This window comes from Paenibacillus chondroitinus NBRC 15376, from assembly GCF_004000765.1.
Lineage (GTDB): Bacteria > Bacillota > Bacilli > Paenibacillales > NBRC-103111 > Paenibacillus_E > Paenibacillus_E chondroitinus.
In genome coordinates this window covers 37,272-60,811 of the sequence record NZ_BILW01000039.1, presented here as the reverse complement: position 1 = coordinate 60,811, position 23,540 = coordinate 37,272, and the positions used below count along the sequence as shown (strand labels likewise).

The following is a 23,540-nucleotide window of genomic DNA, read 5'->3' as shown; positions in this document are numbered from 1 at the left end:
TCAACTTTGCTGAACAGCCATCTTTACAACGAAAAATATTTGTTTGAGTACATTCGATAAATTATCTTTTTACTAAAACGAGGCTGCCCCATACGTAGGGCAACCTCGCTCTTTTTTATTCTAAAAGTCCGCTAAGCTCAGCGTCTTTCTCAGCAATTGTTTTATTGCCAGGCATTAAGCCGAGTCGCTGGGTCATCTGCTGGCTAATGTTCCCGAGCCTTTTCGTGTGCTCCGTAGCCGATTGAATGATTGTCCGATTGGACTGTTCGAATAGATCCAGCGCACTGAAGAGATCATTCATTCCACGCTCAATGGAATCCATCTGTAAGCCCGAGTTCCCAAGCAGCTCGTTCGTTTTCTGCGTCGTTTCTTTCAACAACCGCGAGTTGTCCTCAAACATTTTATTAAGTGTCGCGTTCGCCGAATTGACTGCATCAATGGTTTGTACTTGATCCTCGATCGCCATCGAAATCATCGCGGATACAGTAAGTAAATTCTGCGTTTTGTCGATTGTCGCATCAACAGCATCGATAAGCTTATCATTATTGTCATTGATGATATCCGTACCCGCAATCGCTTGCTGATAGAGGATGACCATTTCCTGGAATGACTGGATACGCGTCACTACTTTACGAAGGCCTCTTTCCAGATGAACCTTACGCCCTTCATTTTCCGGCTTGCTAATCTCCGTTTCAAACAACTGCTTTAAGTTCTCGCCCATGGCAATCCGCATTTGAAGGTTGTAGACCGATTCTAAAGAGTTTTTCTTCAATGTTTTCATGTAAGCCATATTTTCTTCCAGTGTTTCCTTGCCATTGCGAAGCGATTGGACGATCGCATTCACGTTCGTTTTTACGGACTGATATTTATAAATATAGTTTTTCAGCGGTGTCTTTTTCATGATTTTTTCGAAAAAACCCAACTGCTTGCTTTTGCTCAAAGAATCGATTTCATGACGAAGTTTCAAAATGTTGTTTTGAACTTCCGATCGTTTGCCGGACATCAATTCATTCACGGGGCGCTCTAACATGGCTAAGGATTGACCCGCTTGCTCCATGGTTTTGGAACCCATACGACCGATGGAGTCTATCAGGACTTCTAATTCCATGTCATCCGTGGTCGATACTTTTTGGAGCATTTGTTTCGCTTCCTGCTCTACTCTCTGCAAATCTGCCGATTTTAATTGTACTAATTGGGTTGTCATCGTTAGTTCCTCCTTTAGTCTTCAGAACGATAGCGTTGTTGGATGAGTTCCATTCGCGTTTGCAATTCCATGAGATCTTTTTGTTCAATTGTCTCTACATAAGCGGAGAGTTTGGAGTTAATATCCTTAATCCCCGTAAGCAGAAGACGACGATTCAGCCGTTTCGCTTCTCCACCCAACTTCAGAAAGGGGTTAATCGCACCATTCAGATCCTTGAAGATCAACCGTTGTATGTTATGATTCATGTTTGCATCATTTAGTTCTTTCAGCTGCGGAATTAACCTGCCGACTCTTGATAGTAAACTAAGCGTCTTCTCTACGATTTCATTATCCAGCGTATTTTTCTGGCCTTCGGATATCATCGTCTCTTCGATGACATGAATGTACTCGGCTATCGGACCCCAAAATGGATCGTTTTCACTTTCACTTTTACCCTGCAGCTCCATTTCACCGCTCGGATTCGTGCTGCTTGTACTCCCCGTATTCGGTAAAGAATCACTGGCAGTATTTGGACCTTGCAGCTTTTTCATCTCCATTGAATGATTGCGACTAATCAGCATAAGACTGCCTAATGAGAAAGTAGTTGGCACTAATAAGTTAACTGCGCCAGGCAGAAAGCGGGCAGTTATAAGACTTACAACATACCCCAAAACGGATATGCCTATAGCAACTTTAAACTTCGATTGCACCGTACATCCCCCTTTATTCACCCAGTTGTTAATTCATCTATAGATCTATTATACATTCAAACACCAAATTCACACAAAGATTGCTGACATTTCTTGTCGCTTTCTCTCCTTTTTTCGATATGAAGTGCTCATATAGCAGAAAAAATAGTTGGGCAGGATGCTGATCCCCGCCCAACTATTCACTTTAAATCGCTTATCAAGCTTTAACAAAGACCGTTTTAATATCCGTATAAAAGTCTATCGCTGCTTGCCCCTGTTCCCTAGAGCCGGAACTGGACTGCTTAACGCCGCCGAACGGTGCCTGCAATTCCACACCAGCGCTCTCCGCATTGATCCGGACCATACCGGCATCGATATCCTGCAAGAACGTCAGCATGCTCGAAATATCCCGCGTAAAAATGGAAGCGCTGAGTCCAAATTTCACGTCATTCGCGATTTCGATCGCCTCTTCCAGCGAATCCACTTTCATAAGAGCAAGCACGGGGCCGAAAATCTCTTCCTGCGCGATGGTCATTGAGCTGGAGATGTTTTCAAAAACGGTTGGTTCAACGAAATAACCGGCCTCCAAATCCTGCCTCTGCCCTTTTCCGCCTCCACATAGTAAAGTGCCGCCTTCTTCTACACCTTTTGTGATATAAGAGAGGACTGTGCGGTACTGGTTTTCACTTGCAAGAGGGCCCATCCACGTCGCAGCTTCAAGGCCGGAGCCTAAACGGATGTTCTGAACTTTGTCCAGCAGCTTCGTCTTAAAAGCTTCGTAAATTTCGCTATGGACGATTACTCGGCTCGTCGCTGTGCATTTCTGCCCCGTTGATTTTAAGCCTCCGCTAATGGTGGCATCAACGGCAAGGTCCAGATCCGCATCCCGCGCCACGATAACGGGGTTCTTCCCGCCCATTTCGAGCTGGTACTTGGCTCCTCTTGCCAGAGCGCTTTGCCCGACTTTTTTCCCCACTGCGTTCGATCCTGTAAAGGTGATGCCCTGGATGTCCGGGTGGTCAGCCATTGCTTGTCCGATGAGGCCGCCGTCGCCTGTCACCATATTGATGACACCGGCAGGAAGTCCCGCTGCCTGGAAACATTCCATGATCAAAGCCGCGGTTACCGCTGTTTCTTGCGCCGGCTTGAACACAACGGTGTTCCCGTAGATCAGAGCAGGAGCCATTTTCCAGATTGGAATCGCAACCGGAAAATTCCAAGGCGTGATAACCCCGACGACACCAAGCGGCGCACGGGACGTGAACATCAACGCTGTGCTATCCGTTGAAGGGATTACGTCACCGATACTCCGCATGCCTTCGCCGGCGTAATACCGCAAAATCGCAACCCCGCGCGCGGTTTCCCCTTTTGCCTCCGGGAGCGTTTTTCCCATTTCGCGGGTCATCATTTCCGCAATTTCATCCAGGCGCTGCTCCACTTGATTCGCAGCTTTGTACAAGAACTCGCCGCGTGCCGGACCCGATAATTTGCGCCATCCCATCTTGGCTGCTCTGGCCGCGACAACAGCTTCCTCCAGATCATCCAACGTTGACTTCTGGATGTAGCCCACTGTTTCATGGCGGTTAGCCGGATTCATGCTAGCTTCAACCATGTTGCTTGAAGCTGCTTTCCACTCCCCGCCGATATAATTAAGAAACGTTTGAGGTTCAAACATGGCTTAATCCCTCCCGCCTCTAAATTCGGTTAATGCCGCGAGCAGCGCTTTCACATAGCCGATGGAATACGCCCAACCAACCCAGCCCATGCCGGATTTCGAAGGATTATGCGGTGCACGGTCCATTTCAAGAGAAGTAATGTGATCCGGGTTAATACAGCCGTTATAGCCAACCTGATGCAAGGCTAACAAAATTTTCGCCATATTCATATGACCATCGTCCAAAAGCGCCTCTTCAAATGCCCCGGCCGTCGCCAGGCTGCCCCGAATATTACGGAAGTGAACGAGAAAAATCCGATCTTTACGCCCATATTGATAAATCTCATCAAGAACCAGCGGTGTACCGCCTGCTTCTCCGCGAGTACCGACGCAATAAACCAAGCCAACATTTCTGCTGGAATAAGCATCTATAACGCGATGAAAACCAAGCCCGCCGAAAGGCGTATTATGGTGCGGTGTATCGGAAGGATGCACAGCCAGATTGACATTGTACTCTTCCGCTAATGGAACCAGCTTGCCGAAGACGAGATCGAAACGCTTCCACCAAGCGTTTAATTGTTCCACGGTAGGAGGCTGCTTGTCTGGATTCCGGTGAATAGATTCCCCGCGTACCAGCGCCCCTCCTCGGTGCACAGCCGTGTATTCCTCTGACAGATAAGGAAAGACATCGCCGGCAAACCGCTGACGAACAAGCGTGATCCCCGCTTCGCCAAAGGCTTTGATGGCATTGCCGACATGCTCCAATTGGATCTCGGATCCAGGTTCCTCCAACATAAAACTGCTTGATATATCTGGCAGCGTCACACGGTTAATGTCCATCCCATGTGATCGGATTCTTCGTCTTAACTTGATCAGTTGATCGAGATCCGGATAACCGAGCTCCTTCACGCCGGGAAAGGAAGATCCTCGCGTAAAATCAATACAATCAACGCCAAGCTGGCACATTTGTTTTAAATCGCTATCAGACAGATCGCAAGTTGGAACTTGAATCGATACCTTCATCATTGTTCATTACCTCCTATAGGTTATTGGCAGCAGCGATCAAGTCCACGCTCTTTTTGATAATCGATTCCAACTGTACATAATGCTCTCGCTCGACCTCTACTAACGGTGACCGAACTTGCAAACCAACGGGCAGACCGACGATATCCATCCCTGCTTTGATTAGGGAAACCGCATACCCTTTGCGTTGCTGCCGGATGCGGTGAATCGGCAAAATCACTTCGCGATAGATCATTTGCAGCAACTCCTGATTGCCTCCGATCAGGCTCTCATGAAATTTCCTTGAAACTTGAGGGATATAATTGGATATAGCCGAGGAATAGGAATGAAAGCCCAGTGCATGATAGGCAGGCATCGTCAGTTCCGCCAGCGGCATTCCGTTCATCCATTGCAGCTTATTTCCAAGGGATTGCACAAATTCGATATTAAGCTCGAAGTTGCCTAATCCGTCCTTGAACCCAATGACGTTTGGCAGATTAGCCAATCTTTCAAGCGTTTTTAATGTAAAGACCGCATTATCACGCTGATAAATAATAACTGGCAATGCCGTGCTCACAGCGATCGTACGGTAATAATTGTACAGCCCTTCCTGTTCAGGGATGATCAGGTAAGGCGGCAGCAGCAACAATCCGTCTGCTCCAATTTTTTCCGCCAATTGGACGCGTTCGACCGCTTCCTTCAGGTTGCCCCCTGCACCTGCAAAGACAGGCACTTTCCCAGCGGATACTGCAACTCCTATCGTAACTAGCTGCTCATATTCTTTGATATCCAACGATTGAAACTCCCCGGAACCGGCACAAACAAATACGGAATCTAAGCCACCCGCCAACAAAAATTGTACATTCGCTTCAAACGCTTTTTCATTCACATTCTCGTTATGATCAAACGGTGTTACCGGAAAACCCATAATCCCAGCCAGTGATAGATGTTTTTCGCTTCCCATATCGAACAACCCCTTCGTGTGATCTTCCATTTCATTATAGGAAAGGAACACGAAGTCAGTCTTTGTAAAAACACGCCGCTTTTTTAAAAAATTCCGTGATATAATAGATGTCAGCTTACTAGAGGGGAGATACGCTTTCATGCTGAGCCATACTGTTTATTCTCGAAGTAACTTATACCTCAATCAACATGTGGATCAGCTGTATGGTGCCTCCGCATCCATTTTTGTTCACTACTGGGGTGCAAAACCGCAGCATATGGGAAATAGCCCCCATGCGCATTCCTTTTTTGAAATTTGTTATGTCGTCCAAGGGGAAGGCGTTTACTTTTCAGATGGTGTAACCTACCCGCTGCGCGCTGGAACGCTTTATTGTTCCAAGCCTGAAAGCAGACACTATATACAAAGCGATGAGGGCATGCTGCTGCTGTTTTTTGCCATTGAACCCGTAGCATCCGAATCCAGCGAAGCTTTTATTCGCGATTTTCAGCAATTAAGCGCTTATCCGCATTTATTCATCCCGAATGCCGAGCAAACTTCGCCTGCACTTATTTGGCAAGCACTGCTCCTGCATGCGGCTGAGTCCGAAATTCGTTATAAAGAATCCATTGAACATCTAGCCTATACGCTGGTCATGAGTTGTGTCAGCTTATTTCTGCAGCACTGCGTCTCTGGCGATACAGCTTTATCTACTGCAAGATCAGATCTTCAAGGCACTCTCAAGCGAGCAAAAGAATATATCCAAACTCATCTCACGAATAAGATAGCGCTTTCAGAGGTAGCCCAAAGCCTGCATCTGTCTGAGCGGCAGCTTTCCCGCCTCATGGCGGAAGAATTAGGGCAATCCTTCCCTTCGGTTGTCAAAACCGAAAGGGTCAAAAGAGCCGCCTATCTGCTAGGTTACACCGACATTCCGCTTAAACAAATTGCCGAAGATACCGGCTTTGAAAGCATCCACTATTTCACGCAAGTGTTCACCAAGGAAATGGGTACTCCGCCAAGCTCCTTTCGCAAAAATAGTCTTAACGCCGAAACGGTCGATGCCTGGATTCACAAATATTTAGAACAAGTAGCAACCCGTTATCAAAAAAATCTGCCTTTGCATCCAAATGCAGCTCTCAAACGTATACAAGATGCAAAGGAGTTGTAATCATGATGGAATCAAGGGAACAATTGCTGAAAGAGTTGAACATCGTTAAAGCTTGGGAGTCTGAACAGAAGGATTTATGGTTTTGGGAGAAAATCGGGCGTTTGCCTTTTCAATTGTTGGACCGGTTGACGCCTAAAATATTGAACAAGAAGATTAGCGAGGCTTTAAATGAACTAGGGAATTATTTGCAAGCGGGTGGACGGTATCTCATCTCTGAAGCCGGGACATTGCGCCATATCGAAGAAGTGCGTCACCGAAGTGAAGGTCATCATCGGGTCCATACAGAGGTAGCTGCTATTGAAGATGTGGAGACACTTCCCCTTCGCATCCTGGATCAAGCAGCAGATGAGATCATTCACAATCGGACGAAGTTAGCAACGCTCCAAGGAGCAACGACAGGAATTGGCGGCATTCTGACACTCGCCATCGATGTTCCAGCCGTTCTCGGCCTGTCTCTGAAAACCATTCAAGAACTGGCCATCTGTTACGGCTATGATCCCAAAATCAAGCAGGAACGCATCTTCACGATTAAATGTATGCAATTCTCTTCTGCGGATATCGTCGGGAAGAAAGCGATTCTTGATGAGCTCAGCGACTATGCAGCAAATGATCAAGCAGACTCGCAGATGATTTCGCAGCTGCAAGGGTGGCGGGAAGTTTTTGCTACCTATCGTGACAATTGGGGTTGGAAGAAACTGTTCCAGTTGATTCCTGTTGCCGGCATCCTGTTCGGTGCATGGATCAATCGAGGCACGCTTATAGATGTAGGCGAATCAGCAAAAATGCTGTATCGTAAGCGTAGAATTCTTGAGCGGTTAAGCGAATTAGACAAACAAAACATTGAGTAGCTCCCGAGCCGATTGAAACTAATGGAGTCTCCATTCGTATTAAAAATTAAAACGATTGGAGGCTTCCTGACAAATGATAAAATATTTGCTAAAAAAGCTATTAGGCTCCATCTTCCACTCCAAACACCGAGGTTATCGTCACAATAGCAGTCATCGTGTCCACTATGGTCGTCGTCATTCTTCATCTGATCGGTATTACGGTAATGGTCACAGCCAGCAAGGTCATGGTTATTACCGAAACAGACAACATAGCTCAAGTTAACCATAAGCCGCGAAAGTGGCTTTTTTGTTTTGCTTTAGGATGAACGAATTATGGCTGCTGCAGGATTGTATTCAGTTCATCAATGAATGCTTGCGTACTCGTATAAGCAGGCTCTATCTGAAGCAGCTTGCGAATCATACGTTTCGTCGCCGGTGTGAGATCAAGCTCCTCCTCCCACCCGTTGGCGCTTTCCTCATGCACTTCCGATGTCTCAAAGGTTGAATACAACATGAAAAGCAAAAAGTGACCGATTGCATACAGATCGGACGTCTCCTCAGTCACCCGCCGCCTCTGCAGCGCTTCCCCTTCTACGTACTCATTTGGGTCCCCGATTCGCGAAGCTAAACCAAAATCAATTAAATAGATGCGCTCCCCTTGCAAAATAACATTAGGAATCCGGATATCGCGATGGACAAAACCTTGCATGTGCAAGTAGGACACCACTGGCATTAGCTTGCTAATCAGGCTTAACGCTTCTTTTTCTAAAAACTTCTCGCCTCTTTCAAAAATCAAATCCTCAACCGTTTGCCCTTTCACATAATCCATGAGCATGAACATCTGTTTATTTTCCTCGAAGAATGCCAGACATCTTGGTATGGATTGATGTTGCAGCTGCTGCATGATTTCGAGCTCCTTTTGCAACAGGTCCCGCCCCAACTTCCCTTTACTTGGCTTCGCTTGCTTAATGACGAGTTCTCCACCAGTCCTGATGTCCTGGCACAAGTAGGTTAACCCATAACTTCCCATGCCGAGAAATCGCAGGATACGATACTGAGCTTGAAGCAATTTTCCCTCTTGCAACGGATAATCGATCCAAGCAGCATACACTTTTTTCATATAGGCAAGCAATGCCATAATCGCTCCTTATAGTCCATTAGTTTTCATCAAGCTTCTTGATTTTTTGTTGAAATCGCAAACAGCCGTAAGCTAGTAAAACAAACACATATGAGTTCAAGGGGAATTTGTGATGGCTGATCTTGCATTCGACAGCAATTCTTCCATACGATTCATCTCAGCTTTTAATACATTCCTTCCCAGCTCGGTTATCGCGTACAGTTTGCGACGTGAATCAACACCAACATCTGCCTCAGGCGCATGCTCAATTAACCCCTTTTTCTGCAGCGTATTTAATGCTGTATATAAGGTACCTGCACCTATGCGTACCCTACCGGCGCTCATCTTTTCCACATCCTGCATCATCGCGTAACCATGTGCCGCACGGGGATATAAAGTCACTAAAATATAGTAAAATGCTTCCGTCAATGGCAGCAGATCTTTGGAAAACTCCATGTGGTTCTCACCTCCATTCAATCCGTATTTATATCGCATTTTGTTATTTCGAAGCACAATATATCGTATATCGATATAATATAACATGATATATCGAGTATCAATATAGTTGGCCGTAAAAAGACCGTCAAAGAAGAATGAGCTTCCTGACGGTACTTTTATGTTCAGTTAAGCGTTCGGCTGCATGCGGAGCTTCTTCCGTTTGACAAGTGCCAGTAAAAGCAGCAGAAGCGGACCTGCCACCATGAAGATCGGGAAAATATAAGGAGCAGCCACTTTTAAGGGAAAAATGACGGAAATCTCCTCATAATTAACGGGTATAAATGTGGCTAACATGACGATCGCCGATATCACCCATGTCATTTTTCTCCAGTCTTTCAAACCAAAAAGCTGTGAGGTGCCGTAGCTTGAAACAAATAAATAGAGCGATAATTTAGTAAACACACTCATGATCCAAATCGTTACAACGATGGCATCCAGGTTTTCAATGATACCGCCGATGGAAATCGATCGAACGATCATGAGCATTGGATAGGTGTAATTCGCGGCGACGTTGTGTCCAAACATCAAAATGCTAAAAATCACGGAGATCAATGTTACGACGCCGGAAAGCATGACGCCTCCTACCGCATGGCGGACAATCTGCTTCTTCTGCACAACAAAGGCAATTAATATGAGCAGCATGATGCAATCGCCCAAGAAGGCGGCCGCTGGCAGCGAACCTTTCATTAATGCCAGCAAACCGTTATCGATGTAAATCGGCAGCAGCCGGTCCCAATCCAATTGATTAATGGCCAAAAACATAGGACCTATAACGCCAATTAAAATGATTGGGCCCGTCAGTTCACAAATTCGAGCAATCACGCCAACACCATGCACTGTCGGGTAAATCACAACGAGAAACATGGGGATTTGGATTAAAAAAACCGGCGTTCTGGGCATGATGGTCCCTGTAATAAACAAGCTGAATTGTTTTAATATGACGGTAAGAATAACAATCCAGACCAGCAAATACATCACCGAAATCACACCGCCAAACCATTTCCCAAGCAAAATCCGGTTAAATTCAATGAGTGTTTTATCAGGAAAAATGGAAGCCAGCTTCCCGCAAATATAGGCGATTCCTACCGCCACCGCGGTAGAAACAATCAAGGACATCCAGGCATCCTGATTGGCCAATTGAATGGCTGGCGCGGTTGTCAACAGAATGGTCATGATGACTTGCGTGCTTACCATCATCCAGAATAGTTGGCGGGTCGTTAAAACCATGTCACTCATCGTTAACCTCACCTCTTCTCTGATACACAGGAATATTGGCAACTCCTGGCCCCTGTATAGAGCTATCAACTTCCACTTCCATTTCCATGGTTTGGAAGATGGAAATCCACTCGCCCTTTTTGTCTCTCCAGATAAGTGGATATTTTTTGTGAAAGGCTCTCGCAAATCCTACAACATCCGCTTTTTGCTCCGTTTGCAACCGATGCAGGGTATGTACCATAATTTCTTTCATTGATTGATTAAAAGGTTCCTCTATGCTTCTCATGGCGTCGGTACCTTTTGTAATATTAATTGAGCTTGAATTTTGAACGACATTTCCATCCAACGATAATTTCACTCTCATTTTCCAAACGCCGTTTTCAATCGAAGGGTACAATCGTATTTTGGTATGCATGATCTTGATGACAATATTACCGCCGTCCAATTTCTGAGTCATGGTTATATTTCGTCCAAGATCTTTTGGTCTTAATAAGCGGATTCCCATGATGTCTTCCGGGCTTAGAAAACCTTTTAGTTTCTGTTTTTGGATGACGGACATTCCTTCGACAGTTAGAATCTGCTTTTTAGCCCTATTTGTGATTAGAGTGGCAGGCGCAACTACCGGTAAAAGAAAGGACTGTGATTCAGCGCTTAACAGTTCCTCTACTTCGTGCATGGTAGAAGAATGGTTGACCGGCTTCTGAGAAAGTTTAATTAAGGTTTCATAAGTATTGGGATCCACTTGCGATTCCAACAGCTGTCTGGCGGTTCCTTTACAGATAAAGAAGTTGGATTGCTCCCGCGTCTGGATATCTCTGAATAAGAAATCAAACTCGTCACTCAAACCCTGTCTTGCCAATTCTTCCCCAAAAAAGAAGGCTTTCGCATGCCCCCAAGAAAAAAAACGAGGCAGTTTCTTTTGCAACTCACTTAGAGCATCCGCCATGGATATGCCCACCGATGACATGGTATATACATTTCCCTGCCCTCCGCCATTGCCCTCACTGCCTCCTGAAGCTGGATTCGGAATAAAGACCTGAACGGTCATTTCAATTTCATCTTCATCTTTCAAGTCTACTCCTGCGGATATAATCAAGGCCATGTCATTGACCTCCACACGATCCCAGCAGCCTGTAGTCAGAAGCAGCACTAGTATAAGTACTGGGAAGCCAATCCAGTGCCTCAATTCTCTTCCCCTCCATCACTCCTGCATCATTACTTACTATCCGGCTTATCGCCTTGTCTTTTGATATTGCCTTCACTGTAGAACAACGGCCGCGTCTTTAATTTATTGATAGGGGCCCTGAAAAGCACATCTTTCATACCGCTTAAGGAAATTGGAGCTAACGGAGCCATGTAAGGAACACCAAATGAACGAAGTATACAAAGATGGCTTATGACTAACAACAGCCCCAGAATTAAGCCAAATAACCCCATCATTCCTGACAAAATCATAATGGGAAATCGCAGAATTCGAAGCGCAATGCTTGCTGAGTACTGAGGCATCATAAATGAGGATATCCCGGTAATGGCAACGACCATGACCATTGGGGCCGAAACAAGGCCGGCTTGTATAGCCGCCTGACCAATGACAAGCGCGCCAACGATACTGACGGCTGAGCCGACTTGCCTTGGAAGTCGAATACCCGCTTCACGCAGCGCTTCAAACGTAATTTCCATGATGAGCGCTTCCACCAAGGCCGGGAACGGGATCTCTTCCCGCGATTTGGCTACGCGCAGAAGCAGAGTCGTCGGCACCATCTCCTGATGAAAGGTTAGAACCGCCACATACACAGCAGGAGCGAGCATCGCGATGAGGAAAAACGTGTAACGGAGCCAGCGAATTAACGTCCCGATTAAATATCGCTGATAGTAATCCTCAGGTGATTGCATCATGGACCAGAAGGTTGCTGGGACGATCAGCACGATAGGCGTATTTTCGGTTAAAATAAGAATACGTCCTTCCAGCAAGCTGGCAGCGGCCACATCGGGGCGTTCTGTTGCTTGTATTTGTGGAAAAGGCGAATACGTATTACCCTCAATCAGTTCCTCGATGTATCCGCTCTCAAGCACACCGTCAATATCGATCTGCTCTATCCGCTCTGAAACCTTGCTGATAATATCAGGCTTTGCGATCCCCTGGATATAAGCCATGGTGAGTTCCGTTTTAGAATAAGTCCCCACCGTGAAGGTGATGAATTTTAACGCCGGCGTCTTTAATCTTTTCCGAATTAATGAAGTATTGACGGTTGAAGATTCAATAAAACCTTCTCTTGAACCACGCACAACAGATTCGGCTAGCGGCTCTTCAACAGCACGTGTATCGTACTTCATAAGTCCAATGCTTAGAGCGCCTTGTATGGTATCAATGAAGACAACGGATCTTCCTCCCAGGACATCGTGGAGAACTTCACCAATGGTTTGAAGCACATAGACATCAGACACATTGACATCATCTTTGTAAGTTTCGATTGAGCTTGCAGAGTCTACCTTCGAGTTCTTTAACGGGGTAAGCACATTTCCATCCAGAAGCTCCACATCCACAACGCCGCGGAGATACAGCATACAGGCGTTCAACCCGTTGTGAGTGTGAAACTGAGTGAACAAAACATCCGCACAATCTGTAAAGTAGGTTCGCAATATTTGCAAGTTCCCGGAAAGTTCGGCCGAGACAGCGGTCTGATTGGCTTCTTTCTCCACACTTAGCTCCCTCGGAATCTCCTTCTTCATGCCAAACTCTCCTTAATCACACACTTTTTACTTATTGTTATGCGCTTAATATTGTTGGAATATTCAGGTTGATGTGGATGGAAATCGAGTTCTCCGCATGGAAAATAAAAAACCTCCCTATACAATAGGAAGGTCCCGCTTCAAACTTTTTTCATTTGCATCACTTTCTCCAAAATGACCGTGTCATACAGCTGTGATGCCGTACTTACAGGACTTTGTGTCCACCCCGGCAAGTGATTCCCCTCGGGCCACGTATAATTAAACAGCGATTTCAGCCCATTGCCGTAGCGTATCAAAATTTTCACGTGATAGCTTGCTAATTGCCTCAAATCCTCAAGAACCTCCTGCTTATCGGCCACATGAGAGGCAACAATAACATGGGTAGCTTCTTGGGCAAAGGCCAGCTCATTCAATGGTCGGTGGGTGAAAGTTACACGATTTACCCTGTCGCTCATTGCCGCTGATTGCTTAGCAAGCTCTACCGCTTCCTCGTCTAAATCTTGTCCTACCACTTCTGCTCCTGACACTTGGGCAATGGTTAGCACAGAAACGGGGAACGCTCCTGAGCCGATAATCAACACTTTGCTATGTTGATCAATCTGTAAACAGGCCAATTCGGAACGAACGGAATCTGACAATAAATCCATATACTTGCTTTGTTGAATTTCATCCTTTTCCCCATGTTCTGCTTGATATTTCTCCAAAACACGCAAAGCATTAATGGATGTTTCCCTCACATTTCGCGATAGTTCCTGCACTTCAGTATTCGACTGCCATAGAGGCCAGTTTTGAACATTCTCCTCTTTATATATAAAATCACACAAGTCATCTAATTTATTTTTCAACATTGTGTAGCACTTGGGAAAAGCGCTGGTATACGCTGTTATTTGCCTAATTTCAAACTCCAGCAATTTCAAACTTAAAATAAACTCGTATTCCTCTAGCATGGATCCCCCTCCTTTTTACCTACTGATAATACATATCTGACTCTTCTAGTGAAAAGTACAGAAACTAAGGGAGGGCGCGAAATTATTTTTTGGATGAAAAAAGGGGACTTTGTTAGGCTATACTTTTCTCTTTTTCCATGGGTAATTTCAAGTATAATAGTGGTTAAACGTGTAGACTTCCGTATCTTATTGGAGGACAAGATGAATAGACATTTGCATACAAGCCAACATACTGAAATTATTTTTTATAAACCTGAACATAAAGCCGCTTTGGAATCGTTCTACTTGCCAGAAGATCAAAAACAGTTCACTGGCATGCCAAAAGAGATGCTTCAAGTCGCCTTGGAGGATAAACACCGATTTCCTGTTGTTATCGTTTCGAATGAAAAGCCTGTTGGATTTTTTATTCTGTATGACGGAGAAGAACGATTTGAGTATTCGGATCATTCAAATTCCCTTGTGTTTCGTGCTTTTTCAATTAATCATGAAGATCAGGGGAATGGTCATGCCAAAGCAGCGCTCCTGCAGCTGAAAGCATTTACCCAGCATCATTTCCCCGAAGCAGAAGAAATTGTACTAGCTGTAAATTTGAACAATCTTCCCGCACGACAAGCTTATTTAAAAGCAGGCTTTAGAGATGATGGCCGCACGAAAATGGGCCGAAACGGTCTTCAGCATATCCTGGTTCTACCGATCGAAAAAAAGAGGAGCTGCCCATAAGCAGACTCCTCTTTCTATGTTGTCTTCTTCTACTTCACGTAATGTAATAAAACGTTTCCTGAGCCAAAGCACCTCGTTTCCTTCAATTTCAAGGTTTGTCTTCCACTCGCATCATGAAATAATGGTTTCCCAGAACCTAGAACGACCGGAGTGACCACAAATAAATATTCATCGATGAGTTCCTCATGAGATAACTGCTGTACAATCGATCCACTTCCGAAAATAACGATGTCCGCTCCATCTTCTTGCTTGATCTCATGAACAAATTTGGCGATATCCCCATTCACTAACTTGGAATTCTCCCAGCTTACACGTTCCATCGTTGAAGAAAATACGATTTTGGTCATCTCGTTTAATTCATTCGCCATCGCCCGAGCCCCTGCTGGTGCACTCGGATTATTGGCAACTTGGGGCCAATAACCTTCAAACATCCGGTAGGTCGCACTTCCGAAAAAAATCGTATCCGGATTCATCATCTCATGCGCGGCTTTGTCGACTTCAGGATCATGGATAAACCAATCGATTTCCCCATTTAGCCCCTTATAAAAGCCGTCTATAGATACTCTGTTAAACATAATTATTTTTCTCATGCGTGCCTCCCTGTTCCTGACTGTTACATTTATCGCTGTGTAGTAACTTCGTCAATTAAGGGCATTTTCCTCCGCTTAGCTTGAATGACTAAATAAAGGCTGGTCAGCACCGCGCCAATCGTTCCGCAAATAATATCTGTCATCGTATCCACCAAGCTGCCGTTTTGTGAATTTAAACCAAACCAATGATCTGTCGTGAACTCATAAATTTCCCAAACCCCTGCCATCGCTACGGAAAAAAAGAGGCATAGCCATATCGCGACCTTTGCGCTTGGCGTGACGGATTTGTTCTCCAGATCGCTTGCTTTCCCATAAATAAGTAAGCCCACGAAACAAAGGATGACCCCTGAAAAGAGATGCTCAACTTTATCTAAATAGGGGATGACACTATAAAATCCGAATTCATTTGCCAAAAACATCGTTATAAAGATGAACAGCAGCACACAGAACCTAAGCGCCGGAAACATCGTACTCTTGGTCAGCTTGACAATCCCTCTGATCAACAGCAGTACCGCTGCGATCAAGACGGCCTGCCACATTTTCGGCGAAATTCCTTTTATCAGAAAATATACAAAACACACGGCCGCAAGCACAAACAGCGCCAGTTCAAAAAGATCGTTTCCTCTGTCTTTTCGTTTAAGCTTATGCATCGCCATCTCCCATTTCACTCTGGAAATAATTACTATCTATTCTGTAAAAAGTATATTATTCCCAGATTAAATCTAGTCATACGGAGTAGTAGCAAGTTTAATTATAACCATCTTGTACCGTTGACGAACTTAGTCCTGAATTTTATATTGGAAATATCTGAAATGTCTTAACATGCAAGGAGGACAACCTTTGCCGGAACATCACGAATCTACAGCAGTTTCCAACGATCATTATCACCGTCTACGGGCGGATTGTGCAAATTGCTTTGGTCTATGCTGTGTAGCGCTGCCCTTCTCCGCTTCCGTCGACTTCGCGGTTGACAAACAGGCCGGACAACGCTGCCATAACCTGGGAGATCACTTTCGCTGTGGCGTACACCAGGATCTAAGAAACATCGGTTTTCGCGGATGCACCGTATATGATTGCTTTGGCGCTGGCCAACAAGTCGCTCAAGTGACTTACAGCGGTGAGGACTGGGTGAAAGCCCCGGAAACGGCGAAACGAATGTTTGAGGTGTTTCCTATCATGAGGCAGCTGCATGAGCTGCTCTGGTATTTGACCGAAGCGCTTGAGCTTGAGCACACGCAATCGATCCATGAAGCGCTTCGCTCCGTACTGGATGAGACGGAACGACTCACATCCCTTAGTGCTGAAGCGCTCTTGAAGCTTGACATTGCAGCACATCGTGCCAATGTGAATGTCTTGCTCCTGCAGACGAGCGAGCTCGTAAGAGCAAGTGTACAGCGTCAGCCGAAAGGTTCCCGTGGGCGTCAAAAGAGCTACGGACGTGGTTCGGATCTCATTGGCGCCAATCTCCGAGGCGCAGATCTTAGAGGCGCGCACTTGCGGGGTGCCTATCTAATCGCTGCCGACCTGAGAGAGGCAGATTTGCGATCAGCGGATCTCATTGGGGCTGATTTCCGGGACGCCGACTTAAGTGGCGCTGATTTGACGGGAAGCCTCTTCCTCACGCAATTCCAGATCAATGCCGCCAAGGGTGATACGTATACCAAGCTTCCGAAATCGCTCAGCCGCCCGCCACACTGGACCGCCTCCGCCTAGACGCAACAAAAGGCTGGACTAGATTGTCTTTTCAGACGTCTAGCCCAGCCTTTATTCAGTTAACTTACTTCCACTTCTGAGCTTCCGGACCTCTGAGTTTAATGCCGCTTCTCTTCTGATAAAGCTCATTCGCAGCCTTCAACGCATCGTTCCCGCCTTTGGACTTCCACTCTTCGATAACCTTCGGCCAATCGCTGATCGGCTCTTTGCCATACACCATTTTAACCATATGTGTGAGCAGTACGGCAGGCGCCGTATCGGATAATGGCGCAATGTCCGGATTTTTCTGCATAGCTTCCAAAATCGGATCAAACTCCAAGCCGCCACGTCCTTCATTCGGCAAGACGGTCTCAAACGTTTTGAGCAGATCCTTCCCATCCTGCGTAGTGCTCAAAATTTGTTTGCGGAACGCATCGTCCTTGACCATATGAAGGAAACCGCTCAGATAACGCTGTTCGGATACCTCTGCATCCGTCTTCGGTTCTGTCGGCAGCGTCAGATCGAACCACTTGTCAGCCTCTTCCGATGTTTGCCATTCAAAGAACTTAAGAATGCCTGGAATTTTATCCTTTGCTGTCTTCGCATTGATGAGATAGGAACGTGCACCGGATGAGTATAAATATCCGCCGCCTTTACCGTCCGGGCCAACCGGAGAAGGAATAATTTTAATTTTCGCATCAGGGACTGCTTGCTTTAATTGTGTTTGCCACTGCAGCAGCTCCTGCGCGTTCATTTCCCACATGCCGGCTTTCCCTGATAAAATAATGTTTTTGAAATTGGTCGGATTAATCGTTGCAAATTCTTTATGAATCAACCCTTCGTCAAACATCGTTTTGTACGTTTGCAATGCCTTTTGCATATTTTCTGAATCAAAAAATTTCGGCTGTACGTTCCCGTCAACGACTTCAAATTGGCTGAGGTACGGGTAAACATCGTAAGCGCCAAAGAAAATATCCGCATATTTAAAATCTTGGCGTCCCATGAACGGATGCTCTACACCTATTTTCTTAAAAGCGCGCAGCATGTCCAGGTACTCATCAACCGTTTTCGGATCCTTCGTAATCCCGGCTTTCTGCATCAAATCTTCGCGCACCCAAGTCGCTCTGCGGGAAGGCTGGGAAATATATTCCGGAATCGCATATATTTTGCCGTTCAGCGTAACTTCGTCCCATGCCGCTTGCGGAATCGTCTTCAACAAATTCGGCGCGTACTGCTTGATAAGGTCATTCAATTCAAGGAAAACGCCGGCTTGAACAGAACCTGCAAGCTCTTTACCACTTGTACTGGCTCCCGCTTGCACGACGTCTGGAATGTCGCCTGTTGCAAACATCTGAACCATCTTCTTCTCAAAATCTGCATGCGGCACTAAACGGATATCCAGGTCTGTATTCGTTTTCTTCTCCAGCTCTTTCACCCATTTGTCCTCGTTCAAATTCGCCGCTTTTTCTACATAATCAAAATTCAATGTTCGCAAGGAAATGCTGAATTTCGTAGGTCCTTGCGGCACAACAGGTGCTGTGCTCGCCGTTGCAGGCGAAACCGCAGATGCCGCAGGCGCCGGCTTATCTGTATTGGAGCTGCAACCAACCAATCCGGTTGTTAGTGCAAAAGCCATTGTACATGCCATCCATTTTGACCTTCTCATCGTACCCCTCATTCCTTTACATGTTATGATAAAACGAAAGCGCCAAACGCTTTCTGTTCAACCCAGATTCGTAGATCATCCGGCTCATAAATGTTGGCATGCATCTTGTTGTAACCGCTTCCAACGGTTTCTGCTTTCATCGTATACGAATCCGCGAGAACCTCATATAGGGTTCCTTTAGGGGAAGTCGGGTTTTTTTTAGGTTTTCCTTGTCTCCCGTGCGAAAATTAAAAAGACTGTCTTGGAAGATCATTCCTGACCTTTCCAGACAGCCTCTAATCTTATTTTGAATGGAATAATGCCCAATCCGACTCGGTATAATTGCCCATGTACCATAAAGAAATACCTTTTAACCCATAATACTTCGCAAGCCATACCTTTTTATCCACACTGGCTGTATCTTCATAGTAAATATCGTGGCTGCCACGATCATCTTGGAAAGAGATTTCCCTCAGAAAATAAGGCAGGCTCATCGATTGATTAACTCCTGGTGCTGCAAGCCTTTTCTCAACAGCCTCAATATCCGGATTGTACAGTTCCGCAACTCCGTTTGCTGTAATCCATTGATTCGCCTGCTTAGATATCCCAAGCACCAGCTTTTCTTTGGGAACAAACGCTAATGTGCGTTTCACCGCATCGTTCACCAGCGGCAATGGAGCAGAAGGAAGTTTACTGTCGTTATGCGTAAAATTATACGCCATGAGAACGACCGTATCCGCTAAGGCATTAATTTCTTTTAGATCATAACCTTTATAGTAATAATCAGGTTGAACCGCCACCGTTAACGGGTAGGATGGGATTGCTGCTTTCAACGCTTTCAGAAATTGGCTATAGTCAGATGCGCTGGTTGCGTCCATAAGCCCCTCAAAATCCATGGTTACTCCGGTAAATCCATATCTGGCATCCGTAAGAACCCCTTTTAAAGATTGGATAAACGCTTTTTGCGCGGGCTCGTCCTTCAAGAAATCCTTCAGATTCTTCTCTCCGTAATAAACCATCAAATTTTTCTGAATGTTGGCCGTATTCGCTGTCTGAACAACCTTCTCCCAGCCGGAAGGAATGCGATATTCGGTCGTTGTTGTCTCCAATTGAGCGTTGCCTGGTGCTTCGTATTTCAAATGCGACCATCCGAACGTAACTTGATCGAGCAGCGGCATGTGGTTGATGGCAGGATAGGAATTAATCGCATAAAAACCTACCGTATCTAATTTACGAGTGTCTACTTCTGTCTGAATCACACGATAAATAATGGCAGCCGCCTCTTTGCGTGTCAGGGATTGCTTGGGGTGAAAACCAAGTTGATCGCCTTCCATGATTCCTTGATTGACCGCATAGTAGGCATATGGCAGCAGATTTTGATTCAAGGCATCGCTATCGGCAAAGTTTCTCTTGTTCTTCTCGTTCTGCCAGCCTTGAAGTGTCCAACTGCTGCGAGCCTCGGCAGTTTGAGCATCGAGCAGGGCTTTACCGACAATGCTGGCCACCTCTTCTCGGGTTATCGATTGATCCGGGTGAAACTTGCCCTGCGAATCCAGCATAAAATCAAGCCATTTCCGCTCATATGCCGCAGATACGAATGGGTATGACCATCGGCCCTGTTCAACATCTACTGGAGCGCCCGCCACACCGGAACCAGAAGCAGCTACCTCCTGGTTGGCATTCATCAGTAATTTAATGAACGCCTCCCGCGTTAACGTTCCTTCCGGTTTGTAAGTCAAATCCGAATAGCCGTCAATAATACCGATCGCCGATAACGAGTAGACCTCATTTTGAAACCAATCCTCATTGGTAACATCCGTAAACGGTTTTAAGGAAACGTCGTACGCGTAGGCGGTTCCTGCCGAGGCCAATACAAACAGCGCAGCAGTTTGAACAACCGCTTTTTTTAACATAGACAATAGCATTCTCTCCCCTCTGTCCTAATTTGACGTCAGGAGAGAGAATTAGTTGCACAATATGTCTAAAGCCTTACGGCAGCAGCTTCTTTTCATGTAAGTGATCAAAAATAATTTGAACCACGCGTGAGACTCGATCCCTGTCCTTATAAGACAGCCATTCCAATTCATCGATTTCGGATGCGGGACTGAGTTCGCCGTCATAATCGGCCGTATAACAAGCCATTTTCACCACAATCCCCTCAGCCTTACCGTCAGCTTGCGCTTCGAAATTCCCGAAATGCGCCACTGTCTCCGGCTTAATGTGTACCGAAAGCTCCTCCTCAATTTCCCGAATCAGCGTCTCGGTATCCGTCTCCCCAGGGTCTCTTTTGCCTCCAGGCAAGTAATAGAGCTCTTTCCCCTTCGAACGTGTCCCCAATATTTGTCCATCAACGATACGTATCAGCGCAATCTTATCAATAAAAGTCGTCATGTCTTTTTCTCCTTATCTTGAAACTCTATTTTCTATTGAAGCGTATTAAAACAATACCAAACCAAACCAAATTTCTCAAATTACACGAAAAAGGAAGTGATGATTAATGAGAAAATCCATGCTGCTTTTCGTCGTTCTTTCATCCATGATGATAGGAGCATGTTCGATCCTGGACGGGGCAAATCAATCATTGGATTACGTGAATCAAGCCACGGCGCACATTAACAAACTGAGTACATTTGCCGAACAAGCCCCACAGCTAATCAAAGACGCCGCTGCGAATCCTGAAACAAAGATGAAGCTTGAAGAACAGTTACTCGCCTTAAAAACGGAAATTGAACAGTTTAACTTGAAAAGTGTACCTGCTTTCGCAAAAGATATTCACGAGCAATTAGTTGAGAAAAATAAAGTTTTGTTAGATGAAATTAATCAAGTGGTAGTAAATGGACACTTGGCGCTCGACAAACTGCAAAACTCTCAAATCCTTGCTACAATAACGGACATCACGGGGTTAATCAATCGGATTTCCAATTTAGGCAGTTAACAAAAAGAGTTAAGCGATATTTTCGCTTAACTCCTTTATCTATTTAAAATCGGATGTATTACTCCTTCTTAGCTTCGTAATGAAGCACCAGCACACCGGATGGAAGTACTTTGGAAGACAGAAGATTCAACCGTTTGGTCGCCTTATCCTCTTGAAATAAGCGTGTACCGCTCCCTAGCACAATTGGACTAACCGTTAATCGATACTCATCTATTAAATCCAAATCCATAAACGTGTGTGCGATGCTCGGGCTGCCGAAGATGACAAGGTCTTTTCCCGGCTGCTGCTTGAGCTTTCCGATTTCCTCTGCAATATTCTCGTTAATGAGCGTTGTGCGGTTCCACTGAACTTCCCTTAGGCTTTTGGAAATCACAACTTTCTCAATGTCCTCGATCCAATTCGCATGATCGATATCATGTTGCGTGCTTTTAGGATCGTTCAGAACAGTAGGCCAATAGCTCTCCATCATCTGATACGTTACGCGGCCATAGATGGGAGACCCCACTGTCTTTACGATCTCATCCGCAGCGTCCATCAAATCTTGGTCATAGGAGATCCAATTCAATTCCCCATTCGGTCCAGCTACATAACCATCCAGCGATACGTGCACAAATAATACAACTTTTCTCATTGTCATTCTCCTTTAGTTTGAGAGTCTCACTTCATTTTAGTGGATTCAAACTATAGGACACAACCTCTCATAAATTTCTATCACAATTTCAAAAAATATTTTTATCGCGGATAGTAAGAAAATCCCGGATACTTGACGACCGGCCATTTTTCTTTGCGCAGCGCATGGATAAGCTCAGGTCCAACATGCAAATTGCCTTTCACAAGCTCCTGCGGCGTAAGTGCCATCAACTGGTTTAATGAGACATCCTCAAACAGATTGCTTTTAAACACTTCAAGAAACCATAGGGATTCTGTTCCTGTATTTTGAATATAATGCCCCGTAGCAAATGGCACATAACCGACGTCACCTGCCCGGTAGTCAAACGTCCTCGCGTTGCCATCGCCAAGAACCACCGTCATGCGCCCCTGACCTGCGAGGTAGTACTGCCACTCATCGTTATTTGGATGCCAATGTAGTTCACGCATAGCACCTGGTTCGACTTCGACGAGGGCTGCCGCGATTTTTTGTGAGATGGGAAAATTTCTTGAGTCTACGATTCGTACACTTCCTCCGGGAGTTTTGATCGGTGTTTGAGCTAACAGTTGATATTTGAAACTTATGGGGATTGTACCGTAAGGGGATTGCATGTTCACACTTTCGAGCGGACCGGGAACGTTATCTTGATAAATGTAGACTTGCTCTGTCGGAATATTGTCAAATGCACTTATGGGAACACCGAAATTCGCAGACAATACTTCCTTCGGCGTATGAGCAAACCAATCGGAAATCGATAACGTATGAAGGTCAGAGAAATTACCATCATCGAAAACAAGCAGGAATTCGCAATGCTCCAACCCTTGAATCGAATGTGGAAGCCCTGGCGGAAAATACCAAAGATCACCTGGACCGACATCGGCAATAAAACTCCGCCCGTCTTGATCTATTGCCGTAATACGCGCACGTCCGAGCAGCATATAGGACCACTCCGCTTGTTGGTGCCAATGCAGCTCTCGGACACCACCTGGTGTTAAACTCATATTTACACCGGCCAACGTCGTCGCGATCGGCAATTCTCTCGCTGTAATTTTCCGCGACCACCCGCCGTGATTTAACGTCATGGGAGTGTCAGAGAATGAAAACTTCAAATTAGGCACCAATCCGGCATCGGTGTTAGGTGGTACCAGCATATTGGGGTTTTCCTTATCCCGCATGATATCCCTTGGACCCGTGTCGATTCCGCCGGCACCGTCATAACGGATGGGCTGCGGTACAATGCCGTTCATGCCTTGATTCCGTTTGGGAGAATTCATGGTACACTCCTTTCTTCGGTGGCGATCTTGATATCTCATTCTAAAAAATATATGTATCGTGC

At 45.6% G+C, this 23,540-nt stretch carries 23 protein-coding genes; 5 read left to right on the top strand and 18 right to left on the bottom strand.

Features of this window, described 5'->3' with window-relative positions:
- Positions 1-115 precede the first annotated feature (115 nt).
- From PCH02S_RS28575 to kdgD, 5 genes are all read right to left on the bottom strand, one after another.
- Positions 116-1,204 (bottom strand): toxic anion resistance protein, encoded by a 1,089-nt coding sequence (locus tag PCH02S_RS28575; RefSeq protein ID WP_127457504.1) that lies wholly within the window; start codon positions 1,202-1,204, stop codon positions 116-118.
- 14 nt (positions 1,205-1,218) lie between these two features.
- Positions 1,219-1,893 (bottom strand): hypothetical protein, encoded by a 675-nt coding sequence (locus tag PCH02S_RS28570; RefSeq protein ID WP_127457503.1) that lies wholly within the window; start codon positions 1,891-1,893, stop codon positions 1,219-1,221.
- Between the two features lie 196 nt (positions 1,894-2,089).
- On the bottom strand, positions 2,090-3,547 hold the full coding sequence (gucD, locus tag PCH02S_RS28565; protein ID WP_127457502.1) for an alpha-ketoglutaric semialdehyde dehydrogenase GucD: 1,458 nt from the start codon (positions 3,545-3,547) through the stop codon (positions 2,090-2,092).
- A gap of 3 nt (positions 3,548-3,550) precedes the next feature.
- Positions 3,551-4,552 (bottom strand): mannonate dehydratase, encoded by a 1,002-nt coding sequence (locus PCH02S_RS28560; RefSeq protein WP_127457501.1) that lies wholly within the window; start codon positions 4,550-4,552, stop codon positions 3,551-3,553.
- A gap of 13 nt (positions 4,553-4,565) precedes the next feature.
- Positions 4,566-5,492, bottom strand: a complete 927-nt coding sequence (kdgD, locus tag PCH02S_RS28555) for a 5-dehydro-4-deoxyglucarate dehydratase (RefSeq protein WP_127457500.1) — start codon at positions 5,490-5,492, stop codon at positions 4,566-4,568.
- A 139-nt stretch (positions 5,493-5,631) separates the two neighbouring features.
- Between kdgD and PCH02S_RS28550 the strand changes: the two genes are divergently transcribed.
- The gene (locus PCH02S_RS28550; protein WP_127457499.1) at positions 5,632-6,639 is read left to right on the top strand and encodes an AraC family transcriptional regulator; all 1,008 of its coding nucleotides are present in this window, start codon (positions 5,632-5,634) and stop codon (positions 6,637-6,639) included.
- A gap of 5 nt (positions 6,640-6,644) precedes the next feature.
- Positions 6,645-7,487: an EcsC family protein gene (locus PCH02S_RS28545; protein WP_127457516.1), complete on the top strand. Its 843-nt coding sequence runs from the start codon at positions 6,645-6,647 to the stop codon at positions 7,485-7,487.
- A gap of 310 nt (positions 7,488-7,797) precedes the next feature.
- Here the strand turns inward: PCH02S_RS28545 and PCH02S_RS28535 are convergent, their stop codons facing one another.
- The 6 genes from PCH02S_RS28535 to PCH02S_RS28510 all read right to left on the bottom strand — a co-directional run bounded on the left by PCH02S_RS28535 (position 7,798) and on the right by PCH02S_RS28510 (position 13,973).
- The gene (locus PCH02S_RS28535) at positions 7,798-8,604 is read right to left on the bottom strand and encodes a serine/threonine protein kinase (RefSeq protein WP_127457497.1); all 807 of its coding nucleotides are present in this window, start codon (positions 8,602-8,604) and stop codon (positions 7,798-7,800) included.
- Positions 8,605-8,700: 96 nt separating this feature from the next.
- Positions 8,701-9,039: a PadR family transcriptional regulator gene (locus tag PCH02S_RS28530; protein ID WP_127457496.1), complete on the bottom strand. Its 339-nt coding sequence runs from the start codon at positions 9,037-9,039 to the stop codon at positions 8,701-8,703.
- 168 nt (positions 9,040-9,207) lie between these two features.
- Entirely contained in the window at positions 9,208-10,317 is a 1,110-nt protein-coding gene (locus PCH02S_RS28525; protein ID WP_127457495.1) for a GerAB/ArcD/ProY family transporter, read from the bottom strand.
- The gene (locus PCH02S_RS28520; RefSeq protein ID WP_127457494.1) at positions 10,310-11,482 is read right to left on the bottom strand and encodes a Ger(x)C family spore germination protein; all 1,173 of its coding nucleotides are present in this window, start codon (positions 11,480-11,482) and stop codon (positions 10,310-10,312) included. The genes PCH02S_RS28525 and PCH02S_RS28520 overlap by 8 nt, the downstream gene beginning before the upstream one ends.
- Positions 11,483-11,511: 29 nt before the next feature.
- Positions 11,512-13,026: a spore germination protein gene (locus PCH02S_RS28515; protein ID WP_127457493.1), complete on the bottom strand. Its 1,515-nt coding sequence runs from the start codon at positions 13,024-13,026 to the stop codon at positions 11,512-11,514.
- 140 nt (positions 13,027-13,166) lie between these two features.
- Positions 13,167-13,973, bottom strand: coding sequence for a class I SAM-dependent methyltransferase (locus PCH02S_RS28510; protein ID WP_127457492.1), 807 nt, complete (start codon positions 13,971-13,973; stop codon positions 13,167-13,169).
- Positions 13,974-14,021: 48 nt separating this feature from the next.
- Between PCH02S_RS28510 and PCH02S_RS28505 the strand changes: the two genes are divergently transcribed.
- Positions 14,022-14,693, top strand: coding sequence for a GNAT family N-acetyltransferase (locus PCH02S_RS28505; protein WP_246069290.1), 672 nt, complete (start codon positions 14,022-14,024; stop codon positions 14,691-14,693).
- A 29-nt stretch (positions 14,694-14,722) separates the two neighbouring features.
- Here the strand turns inward: PCH02S_RS28505 and PCH02S_RS28500 are convergent, their stop codons facing one another.
- Both PCH02S_RS28500 and PCH02S_RS28495 read right to left on the bottom strand, forming a co-directional pair.
- A complete protein-coding gene (locus PCH02S_RS28500) occupies positions 14,723-15,283 on the bottom strand; it encodes a dihydrofolate reductase family protein (protein ID WP_127457491.1) in 561 nt (186 codons plus the stop codon).
- 29 nt (positions 15,284-15,312) lie between these two features.
- A complete protein-coding gene (locus PCH02S_RS28495; RefSeq protein ID WP_127457490.1) occupies positions 15,313-15,933 on the bottom strand; it encodes a hypothetical protein in 621 nt (206 codons plus the stop codon).
- A 190-nt stretch (positions 15,934-16,123) separates the two neighbouring features.
- Here PCH02S_RS28495 and PCH02S_RS28490 point away from each other — a divergent pair, with 190 nt between their 5' ends.
- Positions 16,124-16,996: a pentapeptide repeat-containing protein gene (locus PCH02S_RS28490; protein WP_127457489.1), complete on the top strand. Its 873-nt coding sequence runs from the start codon at positions 16,124-16,126 to the stop codon at positions 16,994-16,996.
- A 64-nt stretch (positions 16,997-17,060) separates the two neighbouring features.
- On the opposite strand, the gene PCH02S_RS28485 is transcribed toward PCH02S_RS28490, so the two are convergent.
- The 3 genes from PCH02S_RS28485 to PCH02S_RS28475 all read right to left on the bottom strand — a co-directional run bounded on the left by PCH02S_RS28485 (position 17,061) and on the right by PCH02S_RS28475 (position 21,011).
- Positions 17,061-18,641, bottom strand: a complete 1,581-nt coding sequence (locus PCH02S_RS28485) for an extracellular solute-binding protein (RefSeq protein WP_246069289.1) — start codon at positions 18,639-18,641, stop codon at positions 17,061-17,063.
- 281 nt (positions 18,642-18,922) lie between these two features.
- The gene (locus tag PCH02S_RS28480) at positions 18,923-20,533 is read right to left on the bottom strand and encodes a glycosyl hydrolase family 18 protein (RefSeq protein WP_127457513.1); all 1,611 of its coding nucleotides are present in this window, start codon (positions 20,531-20,533) and stop codon (positions 18,923-18,925) included.
- Positions 20,534-20,609: 76 nt separating this feature from the next.
- Positions 20,610-21,011: an NUDIX hydrolase gene (locus PCH02S_RS28475; protein ID WP_127457488.1), complete on the bottom strand. Its 402-nt coding sequence runs from the start codon at positions 21,009-21,011 to the stop codon at positions 20,610-20,612.
- A 106-nt stretch (positions 21,012-21,117) separates the two neighbouring features.
- Between PCH02S_RS28475 and PCH02S_RS28470 the strand changes: the two genes are divergently transcribed.
- Positions 21,118-21,555 (top strand): DUF6376 family protein, encoded by a 438-nt coding sequence (locus PCH02S_RS28470; RefSeq protein WP_127457487.1) that lies wholly within the window; start codon positions 21,118-21,120, stop codon positions 21,553-21,555.
- Between the two features lie 58 nt (positions 21,556-21,613).
- On the opposite strand, the gene PCH02S_RS28465 is transcribed toward PCH02S_RS28470, so the two are convergent.
- Both PCH02S_RS28465 and PCH02S_RS28460 read right to left on the bottom strand, forming a co-directional pair.
- On the bottom strand, positions 21,614-22,186 hold the full coding sequence (locus PCH02S_RS28465) for a dihydrofolate reductase family protein (protein WP_127457486.1): 573 nt from the start codon (positions 22,184-22,186) through the stop codon (positions 21,614-21,616).
- 101 nt (positions 22,187-22,287) lie between these two features.
- Positions 22,288-23,478 carry an oxalate decarboxylase family bicupin gene (locus tag PCH02S_RS28460; protein ID WP_164819776.1) on the bottom strand — a complete coding sequence of 397 codons (1,191 nt, stop codon included), beginning with the start codon at positions 23,476-23,478 and terminating at the stop codon, positions 22,288-22,290.
- Between the last annotated feature and the right edge of the window lie 62 nt (positions 23,479-23,540).